Below are 16,950 nucleotides of genomic sequence, written 5' to 3' on the forward strand. Positions count from 1 at the left end.
TTATCATGCTCATTATATAGGCAAAATTAGCATGGTTTGCACAAGCGCGCGCCATGCATTGGAAACAGGAGTTCGGGGTTGCTGATCGACAAGGCATTTTTTTCCGAAGTGGCTGCTGCTGCGGCTGCTGAAACGCTTCCGCGTTTTCGCCAACTGACGGAAATAGACAACAAATATAGCGTTGGCTTCGATCCGGTGACCGAAGCAGATCGCGCAGCGGAGCGCGCGATTCGGGCGGTGATTGGCGAGGCTTTTCCAGACCATGGCATTCTGGGGGAAGAATACGGACCGGAGAATACCGACCGCAGCCATGTCTGGGTTATCGATCCCATCGATGGAACCCGCGCCTTCATTTCTGGCCTGCCGGTGTGGGGCACGCTTCTGGGCCTCACCGTCGACGGCGATGCCAAGGCGGGAATGATGTCGCAGCCGTTTACCGGCGAACTTTTCTACAGCGACGGCAATGGCGCCTATCTCGCCCGCCACAGCGGTGAAGATGTGCCGCGCCGTTTGTCGGTGCGCAAGAACGCCGCCCTGGCCGATGCGACGATGTTCACGACGACACCTGCTCTCTTCAAGGGAGACAACCGCAGAGGTTTCGACCGGCTGGAAAATGCTGTCCGTCTGTCGCGTTACGGGGTCGATTGTTATGCCTTCGCCATGCTGGCAAGCGGCTTTGCCGATATTGTGGTCGAGGCCGGTTTGCAGCCCTATGACATCGTTGCCCTCATCCCGCTGATTGAACAGGCGGGCGGTGTGGTGACGCAACGCGATGGTGGCCCGGCGGAAAAGGGCGGTGACATTGTCGCCGCCGCTTCTCCCGAACTGCACAGGGCAGCGCTCGATCTGCTCAACAGCTAGCTAAATACCGGAGGCCACGGGTTCAATGGTCTCCGGCATGGTCTCGACTTCCGACGATCCGGGAATGAACGCATCGAAGGCAGCCCACAGCTGCTCCCGATAAAAATCGGCTTCCTGCAGCATTTCATGACGTGCGCCGGCAATCGTCGTCAGTGAGACATTGCGCGTTCGCGCCACAAAACGTTCGATCACCGGCGTGGAAACCACACGATCCGCGCCGGCGGCGACGATAAGAACCGGCACCGTTGGTCCTTCGTAGAAATCGGGCTGGTTGATCCGCCGCGATGTTTCGAGCGCGCTCCAGAGCCAGCGGGCTGTCGGACCGCCAAGCGCAAGGTCGGGGTGAAGACGTGGAATTTCCATATTCCGCATGAAGCGCTCCGGGTCGCTGGTCAGCGGATTGCCTGCAAAGGGGCGGGAAGCAAGCCTGCGTCCGCCGGAGGCATAAACCCGCCCGAGGCCGAGCCATCGAAAGGCGGAGGCGATGCGGCGCACGTTGTCGTCGCTGAGTTTTTGGCCATCGAGCCCCATGAAGGGTGCACAGAGCACCATGCGGCTGACACGGGATGTCAGCCTGCCCATTGAAGCGAGCGCCACGAGCGCGCCTGCGGAGTGACCGAGGACGTAGAAGGGCGGCGGACAGTCAGGCAAAGCGATCTGGCTCAGGATCAGATCGAGATCGTCGGAATAGTCGTCGAAACTGCGGACATAGCCACGCTGGCGATCCTTCAGCAGTCGGGTCGAGCCGCCTTGTCCGCGCCAGTCGAAAGTCAGGACCGTGAAACCGCGAGCACTCAGGTCGGCCATGGTTTCAAAGTATTTTTCAATGAACTCGTTGCGCCCTTGCAGCAGGAGCACCGTTCCCCGCATCGGCCTTGTCTCGACTTTCAAGATGGCATAGCGCAGCGTCTTGCCCCCATGTGCTTCAAGCAGTCCGGCTCTTATCCCATGCGGGACGGGATTCGCATCGGTTTCGAAAAGCAGTTCCGACATCCGATTGCGGGCCTTTCTGTTCGGTTGGGATATGCGCTGCCAGCATAATGGAGCAATTGATGACAAAAAGTAACCGGAAGTTCGAGAGCGAACTTCCGGTTCAAAGAACAGCCAGTGCAAGGGACGTTACGCCAGCTGATCTGTTCAGAAACATAGAGAGAGATCAGTAACCGCCCGGACGACGTTCGCCGACGATGCGGCCTGAATAGGCGTCGACCATAACGATGACACGACGGCCATTTGGCCGCGTGGCGCGGACGAAATAAGTGTCGCGGTTAAGGCGCATATCGCCGACATCATAGCCGCGGCGTTCCAGCGAGCGCGCGATACGGCGCGGGCTCATGATGTCGCGGCGACCGTAGTCATCGCCCCAGCCCGGGCGGCGGTCCGGGCCACCATCCCAACCGGGACGGGGACCCGGATAAGGACGCGGCGGACGATAGCCGTCATCATCGTAATACTGAACCTGAACGCGCAGGCCGCTATCGGCTGCGAGGGTGGGCGTCGCAAAACCGGTCGCGAAGGTGGCAAGTGCGGCAAAAGCAAGAACAGCTTTTTTCATAACCGTGATCCTTTGATGAACCCGCTTTGCAGCAGGCATGGTGGGACATTAGCCCCAAGCGGCTGAACGCTCGCCAAAGATGATGTTCATTTTGGGTTCATTGTGCGGCGAATCCTCAAGAATGTAGCCCCCTATCGATCAGGAGTTATTACGCAGCGTGACAGCCCGTGTTTCGTGAATCTTCGCGCGCTACTGGTCTTGAAATGAAAAAGAACCGTTCCCAAATGAGTTTTGCGGTCGCCTGGAAGGGGCCGCCGGCAACAAGGAATTCGCCATAAGGGAATTTCGCCGCCCTGCATGATCCCGGACGCGTCTGGCGCTGTTCGGAAGAGATCATGCTGAACAAGCATCTTGTCGCTCTAAAGGAGGGCTAATACATGCGTCACGTAGATTTTTCCCCGCTTTATCGTTCCACGGTCGGTTTCGATCGTCTTTTCACCATGCTTGATACGCTCGCTTCGCCGGAAGGTAACCAGTCCTACCCGCCGTATAATATCGAGCGCACGGGTGAAAACACCTATCGCATCACCATGGCGGTTGCGGGCTTTTCCGAAAGCGAACTCGAAATCGAAGCACATCGCAACCAGTTGACCGTGAAGGGTCAGAAGGCCGATGAGAATGCTTCCGATATCGGTGAAGTTCTCTATCGCGGTATCGCTTCACGTGCTTTCGAGCGCCGTTTCCAGCTTGCCGACTTCGTGGAAGTCGCCGGTGCGAGCCTCAAGAATGGCCTCCTGCACATCGATCTCAAGCGCGAAATCCCGGAGCAGATGAAGCCGCGCAAGATCGAAGTCACCAAGGCTGGCTCGGAAAGCGCCCAGCAGATCGAGGCGAAAACCGCGCATTAAAGCATTTCCAGCTGAGTACAAAAAAAGGCGGCGCTCAAAGCGCCGCCTTCTTTGTTTTCATGCTTATTGGAAAGCGTCAGGCAATCAACTCGGCGAAGCGGTCCACGTCTTCTTCCGTATTGGCGAAGCTCGTGACGAAACGGGCGAAAATCTCGCCGTCGCTGATGCGGTTCACTTCCGAATGCGGCGGGTTCCAGTCGTAGAAAATCGCTTCGGCATTGCGCAGGCGGTCATAGACCGACTGTTTCATGATGGCGAACACCTCGTTGGCTTCCGGTTTCCAGGCAAGGCGCATCTGGCTCGACGCATTGATATGGCCGGCAAGGCGCGTTGCGAGCGCGTTTGAATGACGCGCCAGTTCCAGCCAGAGATTGTCTTGCAGATAAGCATCGAACTGGGCGGCCACGAAACGGGTCTTGGAAAAAAGCTGCGCCGCGCGCTTGCGGATGAACGGCAGGTCCCTGGCGCGTGCAGGGTCCATGAAGACCAGAGCTTCGGCGCACCAGCAACCGTTTTTCGTGCCGCCGAAGGAAACAATGTCCACACCCTGTTTCCAGGTCATTTCGGCAGGCGTCATGTCCAGGGAAACGAGTGCATTGGCAAAGCGGGCACCGTCCATATGCAGTGGCAGGCCTGCATCTCGGCAGATATTGGAGATGGCGGCGATATGCTCGGGCTGGTAGAGTGTGCCGACTTCGGTCGCCTGCGTGATGCTGACGGCCATGGGCTGCCCGGCGTGAACGAAGGCCGGATTGAACCGCTTCAGTTCGCGCTTGAGAAGCTCGGGGTCGATGCGGCCATGTGCGCCGTCAATCGGATGCAGACGGGCCCCGCCGGTGAAATATTCCGGCGCGCCGCATTCATCCTCGATCACATGTGCCTCGCGGTGTACCAGCGAAACGCCGCCGGGCCGGTTGACGCTGGCAAGCGCCAGCGAGTTGGCGGCGGTGCCGGTTCCGACAAAGAATACGGCAACTTCACGCTCGAACAGTTCGTTGAACCGTTGCTCGACGCGCTTGTCGATTTCACTTGCGCCATAGGCTGCCGCAAAACCCGCAGCATGCAATGAAAGGCTCTCGGCGATTTTCGGATGGGCACCTGCCCAGTTGTCTGACGCAAAATGCACGTGTTCCTCCGGATGCGTTCAATCAGGCTGTCGCCAGCCCTCGTGTTTATGGCTGTCTACAGCATCGTTTGGAGAATCGGAATCACTTTTCGGAAAGCACGACGCGCCGATTTCATTGGGTTCCTGCGCTCGAGCGTATCCGTGGGCGCGCAACGTTCCGCGACAACGATTGGGTCTGCTTGTGATAAAAATGCCGTCACTCTGCCTATTTTTTAGGCATCAAAGAAGAAAACTGCGTGGGGCCAAACTGACGCAAAAGGCGCCAAACGCAATTTAAAGCCCACAAAATCACCGCTTTTGATATTTTATTACGGAAGTTGCCGAGAAAAATTGCGTTTCCATCTTGTGAGGCAATTTGAATTCTGTCATACGTAATTAGGACAGCAATGCTGTCCAATTAGAAGCTGATGCGAACGGAAGCGACGCAACGCTCTCCGAAAGTTTCAGAAAGAGGCGCCGGAACCGGCAGGCAGATCGCTTGGCGGTAACAGGCGCCCCGACCGCGACAGGAGGAATTCGAGTGCGCCGTTCCGGCGGGCTGGGTGTCGTCTGTCCAAGCCTGATGAGAATAAGGCGCTAAACATCGTTCCTCGCATCGGCTTTGCCGCTCGTCCGGAACCTCGTCCAACGCCTTGTCGATAAGGCTTCCTTTATATGCAAAGCAACGGCGGGATGGTTGTCACACCATCTCGGTATATACTGATCGCGCACCTCATGATGAGGGCCAAACGGAGGGAATGACGATGACGCATTTGACGCCATCTGTATCGACTGTGGTTTCTCACAACGTACAGAACGGAACGGTCAAAGCTGCGACGACCGCTTCCAACCGAACGACGCGAAAAACGAAAGCGGCGGGTTTGCCCGCAGCGCAAGGACTTTATGATCCGCGCAATGAACATGATGCGTGCGGCGTTGGTTTCATTGCGCATATGAAGGGCAAGAAGTCGCATCAGGTCGTGGAAAGCGGCCTCCAGATGCTGGAAAACCTCACCCATCGCGGTGCGGTCGGTGCCGATCCGCTGATGGGCGATGGCGCTGGCATTCTGGTGCAGATTCCAGATCGCTTCTTCCGCGAGGAAATGGCGCGTCAGGGCATCGATCTGCCGCAGCCGGGTCACTACGGCGTCGGCTATCTGTTCATGCCGCGCGATGCGCAACTGCGCGCCCATATTGAAGAGATCGTCAAGGAAGTGATCGCTGCCGAAGGCCAGACCTTCATCGGCTTCCGCGAGGTTCCTGTCGACAACTCATCGCTCTCCAAGGCGCCTGACATCGCCGCAACCGAACCGTTTCACGTTCAGGTCTTCATCGGACGCAATCCGATGCTGGAGACGGATGACGATTTCGAGCGCCGCCTGTTCGTTCTGCGCAAGGTCATTTCCAACCGCATCTATCAGGAAAACGACGGCGACGATAAGGGCTTCTATGTCGTGTCCATGTCGGCCCGCACGGTCGTCTACAAGGGCATGTTCCTCGCTTATCAGGTCGGAGCCTATTATCAGGATCTGAAGGACCCGCGTTTTGAAAGCGCGGTGGCGCTGGTGCACCAGCGTTTCTCCACCAACACTTTTCCATCCTGGCGTCTGGCGCATCCATACCGCATGGTTGCGCATAATGGCGAGATCAACACGCTGCGCGGCAACGTCAACTGGATGGCGGCGCGTCAGGCCTCTGTCGACTCGGAATTGTTCGGCAACGACATTTCCAAGCTGTGGCCGATTTCCTATGAAGGCCAGTCGGACACGGCCTGCTTCGACAATGCGCTCGAGTTCCTGCATCAGGGCGGCTACAGCCTTGCCCATGCGATGATGATGCTGATCCCGGAAGCATGGTCCGGCAACAAGCTGATGTCGGATGAGCGCCGCGCATTCTACGAATATCACGCAGCACTGATGGAACCGTGGGACGGCCCCGCCGCCGTTGCCTTCACCGATGGTCGCCAGATCGGCGCGACGCTCGACCGCAATGGCCTGCGTCCCGCACGCTATATCGTCACCGACGACGATTTCGTCATTCTGGCTTCGGAGGCAGGCGTGCTGCCGGTGGAGGAAAAGAAGGTCGTCAAGAAGTGGCGTCTCCAGCCGGGCCGCATGCTGCTCATCGATATGGAAGAAGGCCGCATCGTTTCGGATGAGGAAATCAAGTCGCAGATCGCGCAGAAGCACCCTTACAAGCAGTGGCTCGCCAATACGCAGCTCATTCTGGAAGAGCTGAACCCGGTCGAGCCGCGTGCGCTCCGCAAGGACGTAAGCCTTCTCGACCGCCAGCAGAGCTTCGGCTACACACAGGAAGACACGCGGATACTGATGGCTCCCATGGCCACGACCGGTCAGGAAGCCATCGGTTCGATGGGCACGGACACGCCTATCTCGGCCATGTCCGACAAGTCGAAGCTGCTCTACACCTATTTCAAGCAGAACTTCGCGCAGGTCACCAACCCGCCGATCGATCCGATCCGCGAAGAACTGGTGATGAGCCTTGTCTCCTTCATCGGCCCGCGCCCGAACATCTTCGACCTTGTCGGCACGTCGCGCCGCAAGCGTCTGGAAGTGCGTCAGCCGATCCTGACCAATGGCGATCTGGAAAAGATCCGCTCCATCGGTCATACGGAAGATCGCTTCGACACCAAGACGCTCGACATTACCTATAATGTTGGCGAAGGTGCTGCCGGTATGCATGGTGCGATTGAGCGCCTTTGCGACCGTGCGGAAGCTGCCGTGCATGGCGGTTACAACATTGTCATCCTGTCGGATCGTCAGGTGGGCCCGGATCGCATTCCGATCCCAGCTCTGCTGGCAACGGCTGCTGTGCACCATCACCTGATCCGCAAGGGCCTGCGTACGTCGGTTGGTCTGGTTGTTGAATCAGGTGAGCCGCGCGAAGTGCATCATTTCGCGTGCCTTGCAGGTTACGGTGCGGAAGCGATCAACCCATATCTCGCCTTCGACACGTTGCTCGACATGCATCGCCGCCGCGAATTTCCGCCGGAAGTCGATGAACATGAAGTGGTCAAGCGCTACATCAAGTCCATCGGCAAGGGCATTCTCAAGGTCATGTCCAAGATGGGCATCTCGACCTACCAGTCTTATTGCGGCGCCCAGATTTTCGATGCGGTCGGTTTGCAGACACGCTTTGTCGATCAGTTCTTCTTCGGCACGGCAACGAGCATCGAAGGCGTTGGTCTGGAAGAAATCGCGGAAGAAACCGTTCGTCGTCATACCGACGCGTTCGGCAACGACCCGGTTCTGCTGACCGCGCTGGAAGTGGGCGGTGAATATGCATACCGCATGCGCGGCGAGGCGCATTTGTGGTCGCCGGATGCGGTGGCAAGGTTGCAGCATGCGGTGCGTACCTCCAACCCGGAGACCTTCACCGAGTATACCTCCATGCTTGACTCCAAGTCGGCGCAGGCGAAGACCATTCGCGGCCTGTTCAATATCCGCTTCGCCGAAGAACGCGGTCTGAAGCCGGTTTCCATCGATGAGGTTGAACCGGCGGCGGAAATCGTCAAGCGCTTCTCCACCGGCGCGATGTCGTTCGGCTCGATTTCGCGTGAAGCGCATACCACGCTGGCCCGCGCCATGAATGTCATTGGCGGCAAGTCGAACACGGGTGAGGGCGGTGAGGAGCCGGATCGTTTCTATCCGCTGCCCGACGGCACGCCGAACCCGGAACGCTCTGCAATCAAGCAGGTGGCATCGGGCCGTTTCGGTGTGACCACGGAATATCTGGTCAATTCCGACCTGATCCAGATCAAGGTCGCACAGGGCGCAAAGCCCGGTGAGGGCGGTCAGTTGCCGGGTCACAAGGTTGATGCGACCATTGCCAAGACCCGACATTCGACGCCGGGCGTCGGTCTCATTTCGCCGCCACCGCACCACGACATCTACTCCATCGAAGATCTGGCGCAGCTGATCTACGACCTGAAGAACGTCAATCCGGCTGCTGATATTTCGGTCAAGCTGGTGTCGGAAGTAGGCGTCGGAACTGTTGCCGCGGGCGTCGCCAAGGCGCGCGCCGACCATATCACCGTGTCGGGATATGATGGCGGCACGGGTGCCTCGCCGCTGACCTCGCTCAAACATGCTGGTTCGCCTTGGGAAATCGGCCTTGCCGAAACCCACCAGACGCTGGTGCTGAACGGGCTTCGCTCCCGCGTGGCATTGCAGGTGGATGGCGGCTTGCGTACCGGGCGCGATGTCATCATCGGCGCGCTGCTCGGTGCCGACGAGTTCGGTTTCTCGACCGCACCGCTGATTGCGGCTGGCTGCATCATGATGCGCAAGTGCCATCTGAACACCTGTCCGGTGGGCGTGGCCACGCAGGATCCGGTTCTGCGCAAGCGCTTCAAGGGTACGCCGGAACATGTCATCAACTTCTTCTTCTATCTGGCGGAAGAGGTGCGGGCGCTTTTGGCCGAAATGGGCTTCACCAGGCTGGAACAGATTATCGGCGAAACGGAGCTGCTCGAAAAGCAGGCCATGATCGATCATTGGAAAGCCAAGGGTCTGGATTTCAGCCGCATCTTTTATAAGCCCGAGGCGGAGAAGCACGAAATCCACTGGACCGAACGCCAGCATCACCCGATCGAGGATGTTCTTGACCGCAAGCTGATTGCCGAGGCCATGTCAGCGCTGGAAGACCGCCAGCCGGTGAAGATCGACGTGGAGATCAAAAATGTCGACCGTTCTGCCGGTGCGATGCTTTCCGGCGAAGTTGCCAAGCGCTTCCGCCACAAGGGTCTGCCGGAAGACACCATCGCCGTTACGCTTCGCGGTACGGCTGGCCAGTCCTTCGGCGCGTTTCTGGCGCGTGGCATCTCGTTCGAGCTGATCGGCGACGGCAATGATTATGTCGGCAAGGGTCTTTCGGGCGGTCGCATCGTCATCCGTCCGCCGGAAGACACGCGTATCGTTGCCGAAGATTCCATCATCGTCGGCAATACGGTGCTCTATGGTGCGCTTGAAGGTGAGTGCTATTTCCGCGGCGTGGCGGGCGAGCGTTTTGCCGTGCGCAACTCTGGCGCGGTGACGGTTGTCGAAGGCGTAGGCGACCATGGCTGCGAGTATATGACCGGCGGCGTTGTCGTGGTCATCGGGCAGACGGGCCGCAACTTCGCGGCGGGCATGTCAGGCGGTGTCGCCTATGTGCTCGACGAGGAAGGCGATTTCGCCCAGCGTTGCAACATGGCGATGGTTGAGCTCGAGCCTGTGCCGGAAGAGGACGACATCCTCGAAAAGCTGCATCACCATGGCGGCGACCTCATGCATAAGGGCCGTGTGGACGTTTCCGCCAACATGACCCATCATGACGAGGAACGTCTCGTGCAGCTGATCGCCAATCACCTGCATTACACCGGTTCGACGCGGGCGAAGGACATTCTCGACAATTGGGAGAGCTATCGCCCAAAATTCGTGAAGGTCATGCCGGTCGAATACCGCCGCGCTCTGGAAGAGATGGAGCGTATGCGGATCGGTGTCGCGGCTGAGTAAGTGCTATCGTTAAAACGCAGTGCTTGTGCGCCTGGAATGGCGCACGGCACGGCGAGCCTCGCACAGCGAGAGGAGAATAATATGGGTAAGGTAACTGGTTTTCTTGAAATCGACCGGCAGGTGGCAAAGTACCAGCCAGCGTCGGATCGTATCCGTCACTTCCGCGAGTTCACCATTCCAATGACGGATGGTGAAGTGCAGAAGCAGGCGGCACGCTGCATGGATTGCGGCATTCCGTTCTGCCATGGGCCGACGGGCTGCCCGGTGCACAACCAGATTCCGGACTGGAACGATCTTGTCTATAACAACAACTGGGATCAGGCGATCCGCAACCTGCATTTGACCAATAATTTCCCGGAATTCACGGGTCGCGTCTGTCCTGCGCCCTGCGAGGAAGCCTGCACCCTGAACCTTGAAGATACGCCGGTTGCGATTAAGACTGTCGAACAGGCGCTGGGCGACAAGGCATATGAGTTGGGCTATATCGTACCGCAGCCCGCCGCCAACAAGACCGGCAAGTCGGTCGCCATCATCGGTTCCGGCCCGGCTGGTCTCGCGGCCGCGCAGCAACTGGCCCGCGCCGGTCACATGGTCGATGTCTATGAGCGCGAAAGCCGTCCCGGTGGCCTGCTGCGCTACGGCATTCCCGATTTCAAGATGGAAAAGCACCTGATCGACCGCCGCATCGCACAGATGGAAGGCGAGGGCGTCCGCTTCCTGTGCGGCGTCAATATCGGCGTGGACAAGCCGCTGCGCGGCCTCCTCGATACCTATGATGCCGTGCTTTATTCGGGCGGTTCGGAAACGCCGCGTCCGGCGGGCATTCCGGGGGCTGATCTGGAAGGCGTGCATGATGCCATGCCTTATCTGGTGCAGCAGAACCGCCGGGTGGGCCGCGAAAATATCGAATCCGTCGCCTGGGCTTCGGCTCCTATTCTGGCTGGCGGCAAGCACGTCGTGGTGGTCGGCGGCGGCGATACGGCTTCGGATTGCGTGGGCACCGCGTTTCGTCAGGGCGCGGTCAACGTCACCCAGCTCGACATTCGCCCGCAGCCCCCGGAAAAGGAAGACAAGCTCAGCGTCTGGCCCTATTGGGCGACCAAGATGCGCACTTCCTCCAGCCAGGCGGAAGGTGCATCGCGTGAGTTTCAGGTGGCGACATTGGAATTCATCGGCGAAGACGGCCGTCTGACCCATGTGAAGTGCTGTCAGGTCGATGAAAAGCGCAAACCCATTGCTGGCTCTGAGTTCTTCATCAAGGCCGACCTCGCCTTCATCGCGATCGGCTTTGCCGGCCCGGCAGAAAACAGCGTGGTCAAGGAACTGGGCGACAAGCTTGAAATTGCCACCGACCGCCGTGGTTCAAAGTCGGTCAAGGCCAATGAACGCGATTACCGCACCAATGTCGACAAGCTCTATGCGGCGGGCGATGTGCGCCGTGGCCAGTCGCTCGTCGTCTGGGCCATCCGCGAAGGCCGTCAGGCAGCACACGCCATCGATGCCGATCTGATGGGGAGTTCGGTCTTACCACGTTGATAAGACAATATGGAATTGAAAAAGCCCGCCGATTGGCGGGCTTTTTGCTTTTAACTTTGGCTGCGTCGTGACTTCATCACCAGATAAGCGACGGCGAGAAGCACGAACCACACCGGGGTGATTTTCAGTGCTGCCGCAGTATCCGGCTTTTGTGCTAATGCCCAGAGAATGAAGGCGAAGAAGGCGAAAACCATCACCACGGCTGCGCGTCCACCGGGCATCTTGAAGGTGGATTTTTCATGCAGGTCTGGGCGCTTGCGGCGATATTGAAGATAAGACGCCAGAATGACCGACCAGATGAAGATGAAGAGCAACGCCGAAATCGTCGTGACGATGGTGAAGGCTTCAATGATGCTCTGGCCAGCATAAAGCAGCACCACGCCTGCGAGCAGGAAAATGCACGAGAAGAACAGCGCGTTGACCGGTACTTTTCGCTTGTTCAGCTTGCCGAACGCCTTTGGCGCGAGTTTGGACGTGGCGAGACCGTAGATCATGCGCGACGTCGAATAAATGCCCGAGTTCGCGCTCGACGTTGCGGAAGTCAGCACGACGAAATTCACGACATGGGCGGCGATGCCGAGACCAGCGAGCGAGAACATGGCGACGAACGGGCTTGAACTCGGGTCGACCTGATCCCAGGGAATGACAGTGATGATGACGAAGAGCGCGCCAAGATAGAACAGCACCACGCGGATCGGAATGGAATTGATCGCCTTGGGCAGATTGCGCACGGGGTCCTTGGTTTCCGCAGCGGCGGTGCCAACCAGTTCGATGCCGACGAAAGCAAAGACCGCGATCTGGAAACCGGCGACAAAGCCAAGGAAACCATTGGGGAAGAACCCGCCATGGTTCCAAAGATGCGCGACCGATGCCTGGCTGCCGTTCGGCAGGGTGAAGCCGGTCGAGAGCATGTAGACGCCGGCAATAATCAGGCCGACAATGGCAACGATCTTGATGAGAGCGAACCAGAATTCGATTTCACCGAAATTGCGCACCGTTGGCAGATTGAGCGCCAGAAGTGTAAAAATCAGGCCGAGGGCCGGTATCCAGAGCGCCAGTTCCGGGAACCAGAACGAGACATAGCCCGAAACGGCGACAACGTCGGCCACGCCGGTCACGATCCAGCAAAGCCAATAGGTCCAGCCGGTGAAGAACTGCGCCCAGGGCCCCAGATAATCGCCAGCGAAATCCGCGAAGGAGCGATATTCGAGATTGGACAGCAGGATTTCGCCCAGTGCGCGCATGACGAAAAACAGCATGAAGCCGATCACCGCGTAGACGAGCAGGATAGAAGGGCCCGCCAGCGAAATGGTCTTGCCTGAGCCCATGAAAAGGCCGGTGCCGATGGCCCCGCCAATGGCAATCAGCTGAAGGTGCCTGTTGGACAGATTGCGTGCAAGATGGGGTTCCTCCTCCCGATGTGGATCGACAGAAGGCTTTGATGCAATATTCATTCAAACGCCTCTTGTTTTCTGACGGACGCCAAGAACAATTCCCCGCTCACGCGAGTGATTGCGCCCTCCCTTGAGCCTTTTCAGGCCGACGGTGCCTCCTGATAGACGATGCAGACGCTTCTGGAAACAGCGCGGAATGTAGCAATTAGAATCATATTGGGTAGAGGAAGCCGCTGGCTGTCAGTTGGGGGATAGTTCAATCATACTGGTATGGGTGCAGAAATTAGGGATTTGCGCTCTTCTGCGGCCAGGAAAAATCATCTGCCCGACCGGGGGACGGCTTGCCGTCATTTCGGGGGAGGCGTGCGGCTTGCGGGCGCGCTGCGAGGTTGCCCCCCATCAGGACGCCGCTTTCATCCTTGTCGATATCGCGAATGCTGACCGGGGCTACGCGATCAACCGGTTTAGACGGATCGTGGGCGCCTGCCGCGGGCAGGGGCTGATCCTCTTCCTTCGCCCCGCCGAGATAGGCGCGAAGCGGTTTTTCGGCATAGAAAGCAAGCTTGCGCTTGCCTGCCGAAGTGATGTTGATGCCGTCATTGCCGCGCAGGCGCGCGGTCTGGCCGTTGATATCGAAGCCGGTCTGGGTAAAATTGCCTTCTTCATCGACAAAACCATCCCAGACATCGGCGAATTTGCCTCCCGCCTTCTCGGTGGCGGTGCGGTGGATTTCGTTGAGCGCCAGCATGTCCTGCGACATGCCCTTCGGGCGGAAAGGCGGCTGGCCGATCCAGGCGAACGGGACGTGCCGGTCACCGATCGCCTTGATGAAAGCCGCGACGCGCTTCTGGTATTCTTCGTTCCATTCGGGTGACCGGGGCGGCAGGCTCACGCCCTTCTCTGTCATTGCCTGCCTGTCATTGGAGCCGATCATCACGACAAGGGCAGCAGGCTTCTCCTCATCCAGTATCTTGCCGATGTTGTCTGGCCAGTCGAAATGGTCATTGCGGACAAAGCCGGAAGAGCCGTTTATGCGCGATACGACCTTGAGATCGGGGTCCGAAGCGAAGGCAAGGTCGAGCCCTTCCGCAAGACCATTGCCAATGAAATCTCCGACAACCAGAATCTTCCTGGCATCCGGCTTCTTGTCCACGAATTCGACAGCGGGGCTCGCCACTGGCGGCGGTGTCGGGCGTGATGCGGGCGATGCCGCCTTTGGTCGTTTCGGTTTAGGCCGTGCACGCTGCGGAGCAGGCTGCTGATATTGCCGCTGCGGTTGCGCTTGCCGGGGGCCGAACAACAGATCGAAAAGCGTGCGCGGGCGCTCCTGGGCAGAGGCGGTGGCGACGGCTGAAAACAGCAGCGCTGCCAGCGCGAGCACCATGCCAGCAGCTTTCATCAGCTTTCGCAACTTTCGACTTTCGTGCATTCGTCTCGCCTTCATGCCTGTATATTAGCTCGACGATGTTGAAAAACAAAATGGGCGCACTTCTGTTGAAGCGCGCCCATTTGATCAGTTTGCCAGTTTAACGGCGGCGCAGGACCGACAGAACTTCCTTGCTCGGATGGCCGTCCGGCTGAAGTCCATTCCGCTGCTGGAAGGCTTCGATGGCGGCCCGGGAGGTGGAGCCGATCTTGCCGTCGATATTGCCGTCATAATAACCGAGCGCCTTCAGATGGGTCTGCAATTCCAGCCGCTCATTCATGGAGATGGGCGTGAACGGGCGGTTCCAGTCCTGCCGAAGCCCCTGATAGCCGCCGATACGGTCCGCGAGCAGGCCCACGGCCAGCGCATACTTGTCGGCGTTGTTATAGCGCTTCAACACGAAGAAGTTCTTCGTCATCAGGAAAGCTGGCCCCTGACGGCCATCGGGAACTTTCAATGTCGCCTTTTCATTGGGATCGGGGAACGGGCGTCCATTGGCCCGGACAATACCAATCTGCTGCCACTCGGCAATCGAGAGCGATCCGTTGGGAAACTTGCGTCCCTGCGGCAGGGCGACTTCGTAGCCCCAGGTGCGGCCGGGCTGCCAGCCATTGCGATGCAGCAGGTTCGCAGCCGTACCAAGCGCATCGGGAACCGAGTTCCAGATGTCACGCTTGCCGTTTCCGTCCACGTCTACGGCATAAGCCTGGTAGCTGGTCGGGATGAATTGCGTGTGGCCGAGCGCACCGGCCCACGAGCCGGAAAGATGGCCGCGGTCGATATCCCCGGTCTGGAGAATCTTCATTGCGGCAATGAGCTGCGTGCGGCCGTACTTGGCACGGCGCTGGTCCGCATAGGCAAGCGTTGCCAGCGAACGCACTGCATCCCGCATGACGTCGTCGCGCTTGAGGATTTCGCCGTAATTGCTTTCCATCGACCAGATCGCAAGCAGGATATTGCGGTCAACCGAAAAACGCTGCTCGATGCGCTGGAGCCACGGACCCCATTTGCGGGCCATGCTCTGGCCGACGGAGACCGACTGCTCGTTCACGCGATTGTCGATGTAGTTCCAGACAGGCTCGGTAAATTCAGGCTGATAGCGCGCCTTCTGCAGCACCACCGGGTCCGGCGCATCCACACCGCGAAATGCGCGGTCGAACGTGGAAGGCGAAACACCTGCCTTTATGGCGACAGGACGGAAGCTCGCGACCCATTGGCGAAATTGCGCATCAGCCAGTGCAGAACCGGTTGTAAGCGTTGAGGCGAGCGCAGCTATCGCAACCGTTGCAGCTTTCAGCTTCATTGACGGGCTCACCGTGAATGGAAATCGCAGCATTCTGTGTTTCCCTTCTGCAATCAAATTTAGCCGATACCGGCGCGTTTCCCTTCGACCTGGATTCTGCTCGCCCCGGATTGCATTAATCAATTAATACCATCCTGTGTTGAATTTGAGCCAGCGGAAAATTCCTGGTCGAACCGTTGAACGTTCAAATTAGAACCTGTCGGTTAGCAATTGGTTTACCATCGCCGATTCAGGTAAGAATTTGCCCGAAGTTTCGAAAAATTTTTGAATCAAGCAACATTAAGGGCGGGTCATTGAATGTGATGGGATCGGTCCCGCAATTTCGTCGTTCTTTAATGAAAAGGCCTTATTTGAAATTCAGTCGTTTCAATGCTTTGATAGCAAATCTGAAATAGTGAAATCGAGGAGAGGAATGAGTTCGATCCGAAAAATTCGCAAGGCCGTGTTCCCTGTCGCAGGTCTTGGCACCCGTTTCCTGCCCGCCACCAAATCGATCCCGAAAGAAATGCTGACGGTCGTCGACAAGCCCGTCATCCAGTATGTAGTCGATGAGGCGCGCGAAGCTGGTATCGAACATCTGATTTTCGTCACCGGACGCAACAAAGCAGTTATCGAAGACTATTTCGATGCGCAGGTGGAGCTTTATTCCACGCTCGCCGAGCGCGGCAAGACGGCGGAACTGGAGCATCTCCAGGATATCCAGCCGCAGCCGGGGACGACCAGCTTCACGCGCCAGCAGGTGCCGCTCGGCCTTGGCCATGCGGTCTGGTGCGCGCGCGAACTCGTCGGCGACGAGCCGTTTGCATTGCTGTTGCCGGATATGGTCATGCAGTCCAAGAAGGGCTGCCTGAAGGAAATGGTCGAGCTTTACGAAAAGACCGGCGGCAATGTCGTTGCCGTGCAGGAATGCGATCCGGAAGAGGCGCATAAATACGGCATCGTGGGCAAGGGCGAAACCATCGGCAGCGGTTTCGAGATCACGCAGATGGTCGAAAAGCCAGCCAAGGGCACAGCGCCATCCAATCTCTACATCAATGGCCGCTACATCCTGCAGCCGGAAATCTTCGAGCTTCTGAGCAAGCAGGAAAAAGGTGCCGGCAATGAAATCCAGCTGACCGATGCGATGCTGAAGCTTGCTGACGCCCAGAAATTCTTCGGCTTCAATTATCAGGGTCTCACCTTCGACTGCGGCTCCAAGGCCGGCTTCATCGAAGCCAATGTCGCTTTCGCCTTGTGGCGCAACGATATTCGCCCCTCGGTAGAAGGCTCGATCGGCCATCTGCTGAATACAATCAAGCCAGCGTGATTAAATCCGGTCTGGACTCTGGTCGCGCCCCCTGAAAAGGGGGCGTTTTTTGTGATTGGAGCACTATTTCGTGAAATTTGCTTTTCCGGACGACGATAGT

General features: G+C 58.2%; 11 protein-coding genes. 5 read left to right on the forward strand and 6 right to left on the reverse strand.

The genetic code is table 11. From position 1 onward, the window contains the following. Positions 1-78: 78 nt before the first annotated feature. Positions 79-861 (forward strand): histidinol-phosphatase, encoded by a 783-nt coding sequence (gene hisN / locus ACOWVS_RS12525; RefSeq protein WP_063621254.1) that lies wholly within the window; start codon positions 79-81, stop codon positions 859-861. Here hisN and ACOWVS_RS12530 read toward each other — a convergent pair whose 3' ends face one another. After that, positions 862-1,854 carry an alpha/beta fold hydrolase gene (locus ACOWVS_RS12530; protein WP_063621256.1) on the reverse strand — a complete coding sequence of 331 codons (993 nt, stop codon included), beginning with the start codon at positions 1,852-1,854 and terminating at the stop codon, positions 862-864. A 163-nt stretch (positions 1,855-2,017) separates the two neighbouring features. Further along, on the reverse strand, positions 2,018-2,416 hold the full coding sequence (locus tag ACOWVS_RS12535) for a PepSY domain-containing protein (RefSeq protein WP_063621258.1): 399 nt from the start codon (positions 2,414-2,416) through the stop codon (positions 2,018-2,020). Between the two features lie 377 nt (positions 2,417-2,793). Here ACOWVS_RS12535 and ACOWVS_RS12540 point away from each other — a divergent pair, with 377 nt between their 5' ends. Next, entirely contained in the window at positions 2,794-3,264 is a 471-nt protein-coding gene (locus ACOWVS_RS12540; RefSeq protein WP_006469490.1) for an Hsp20 family protein, read from the forward strand. A gap of 76 nt (positions 3,265-3,340) precedes the next feature. On the opposite strand, the gene ACOWVS_RS12545 is transcribed toward ACOWVS_RS12540, so the two are convergent. Then, positions 3,341-4,390: a threonine aldolase family protein gene (locus ACOWVS_RS12545; RefSeq protein ID WP_063621260.1), complete on the reverse strand. Its 1,050-nt coding sequence runs from the start codon at positions 4,388-4,390 to the stop codon at positions 3,341-3,343. Positions 4,391-5,133: 743 nt separating this feature from the next. Here ACOWVS_RS12545 and gltB point away from each other — a divergent pair. Then, a complete protein-coding gene (gene gltB / locus ACOWVS_RS12550) occupies positions 5,134-9,885 on the forward strand; it encodes a glutamate synthase large subunit (RefSeq protein ID WP_063621281.1) in 4,752 nt (1,583 codons plus the stop codon). Positions 9,886-9,966: 81 nt separating this feature from the next. Further along, a complete protein-coding gene (locus tag ACOWVS_RS12555) occupies positions 9,967-11,421 on the forward strand; it encodes a glutamate synthase subunit beta (RefSeq protein WP_022570088.1) in 1,455 nt (484 codons plus the stop codon). Positions 11,422-11,471: 50 nt separating this feature from the next. On the opposite strand, the gene ACOWVS_RS12560 is transcribed toward ACOWVS_RS12555, so the two are convergent. The 3 genes from ACOWVS_RS12560 to ACOWVS_RS12570 form a co-directional block, all read right to left on the reverse strand. Continuing rightward, positions 11,472-12,875 carry an amino acid permease gene (locus tag ACOWVS_RS12560; RefSeq protein ID WP_006473358.1) on the reverse strand — a complete coding sequence of 468 codons (1,404 nt, stop codon included), beginning with the start codon at positions 12,873-12,875 and terminating at the stop codon, positions 11,472-11,474. Positions 12,876-13,098: 223 nt separating this feature from the next. Next, positions 13,099-14,244 (reverse strand): DUF459 domain-containing protein, encoded by a 1,146-nt coding sequence (locus tag ACOWVS_RS12565; protein ID WP_063621262.1) that lies wholly within the window; start codon positions 14,242-14,244, stop codon positions 13,099-13,101. Positions 14,245-14,341: 97 nt separating this feature from the next. Beyond that, positions 14,342-15,577 (reverse strand): lytic murein transglycosylase, encoded by a 1,236-nt coding sequence (locus ACOWVS_RS12570; protein WP_006473356.1) that lies wholly within the window; start codon positions 15,575-15,577, stop codon positions 14,342-14,344. A 379-nt stretch (positions 15,578-15,956) separates the two neighbouring features. Here ACOWVS_RS12570 and galU point away from each other — a divergent pair, with 379 nt between their 5' ends. Then, complete coding sequence (gene galU, locus ACOWVS_RS12575) at positions 15,957-16,850, forward strand: UTP--glucose-1-phosphate uridylyltransferase GalU (RefSeq protein WP_021585325.1); 894 nt, start codon at positions 15,957-15,959, stop codon at positions 16,848-16,850. Positions 16,851-16,950 lie beyond the last annotated feature (100 nt).

The organism is Brucella sp. IR068, assembly GCF_049065885.1.
GTDB classification, from domain to species: Bacteria; Pseudomonadota; Alphaproteobacteria; order Rhizobiales; family Rhizobiaceae; genus Brucella; species Brucella intermedia.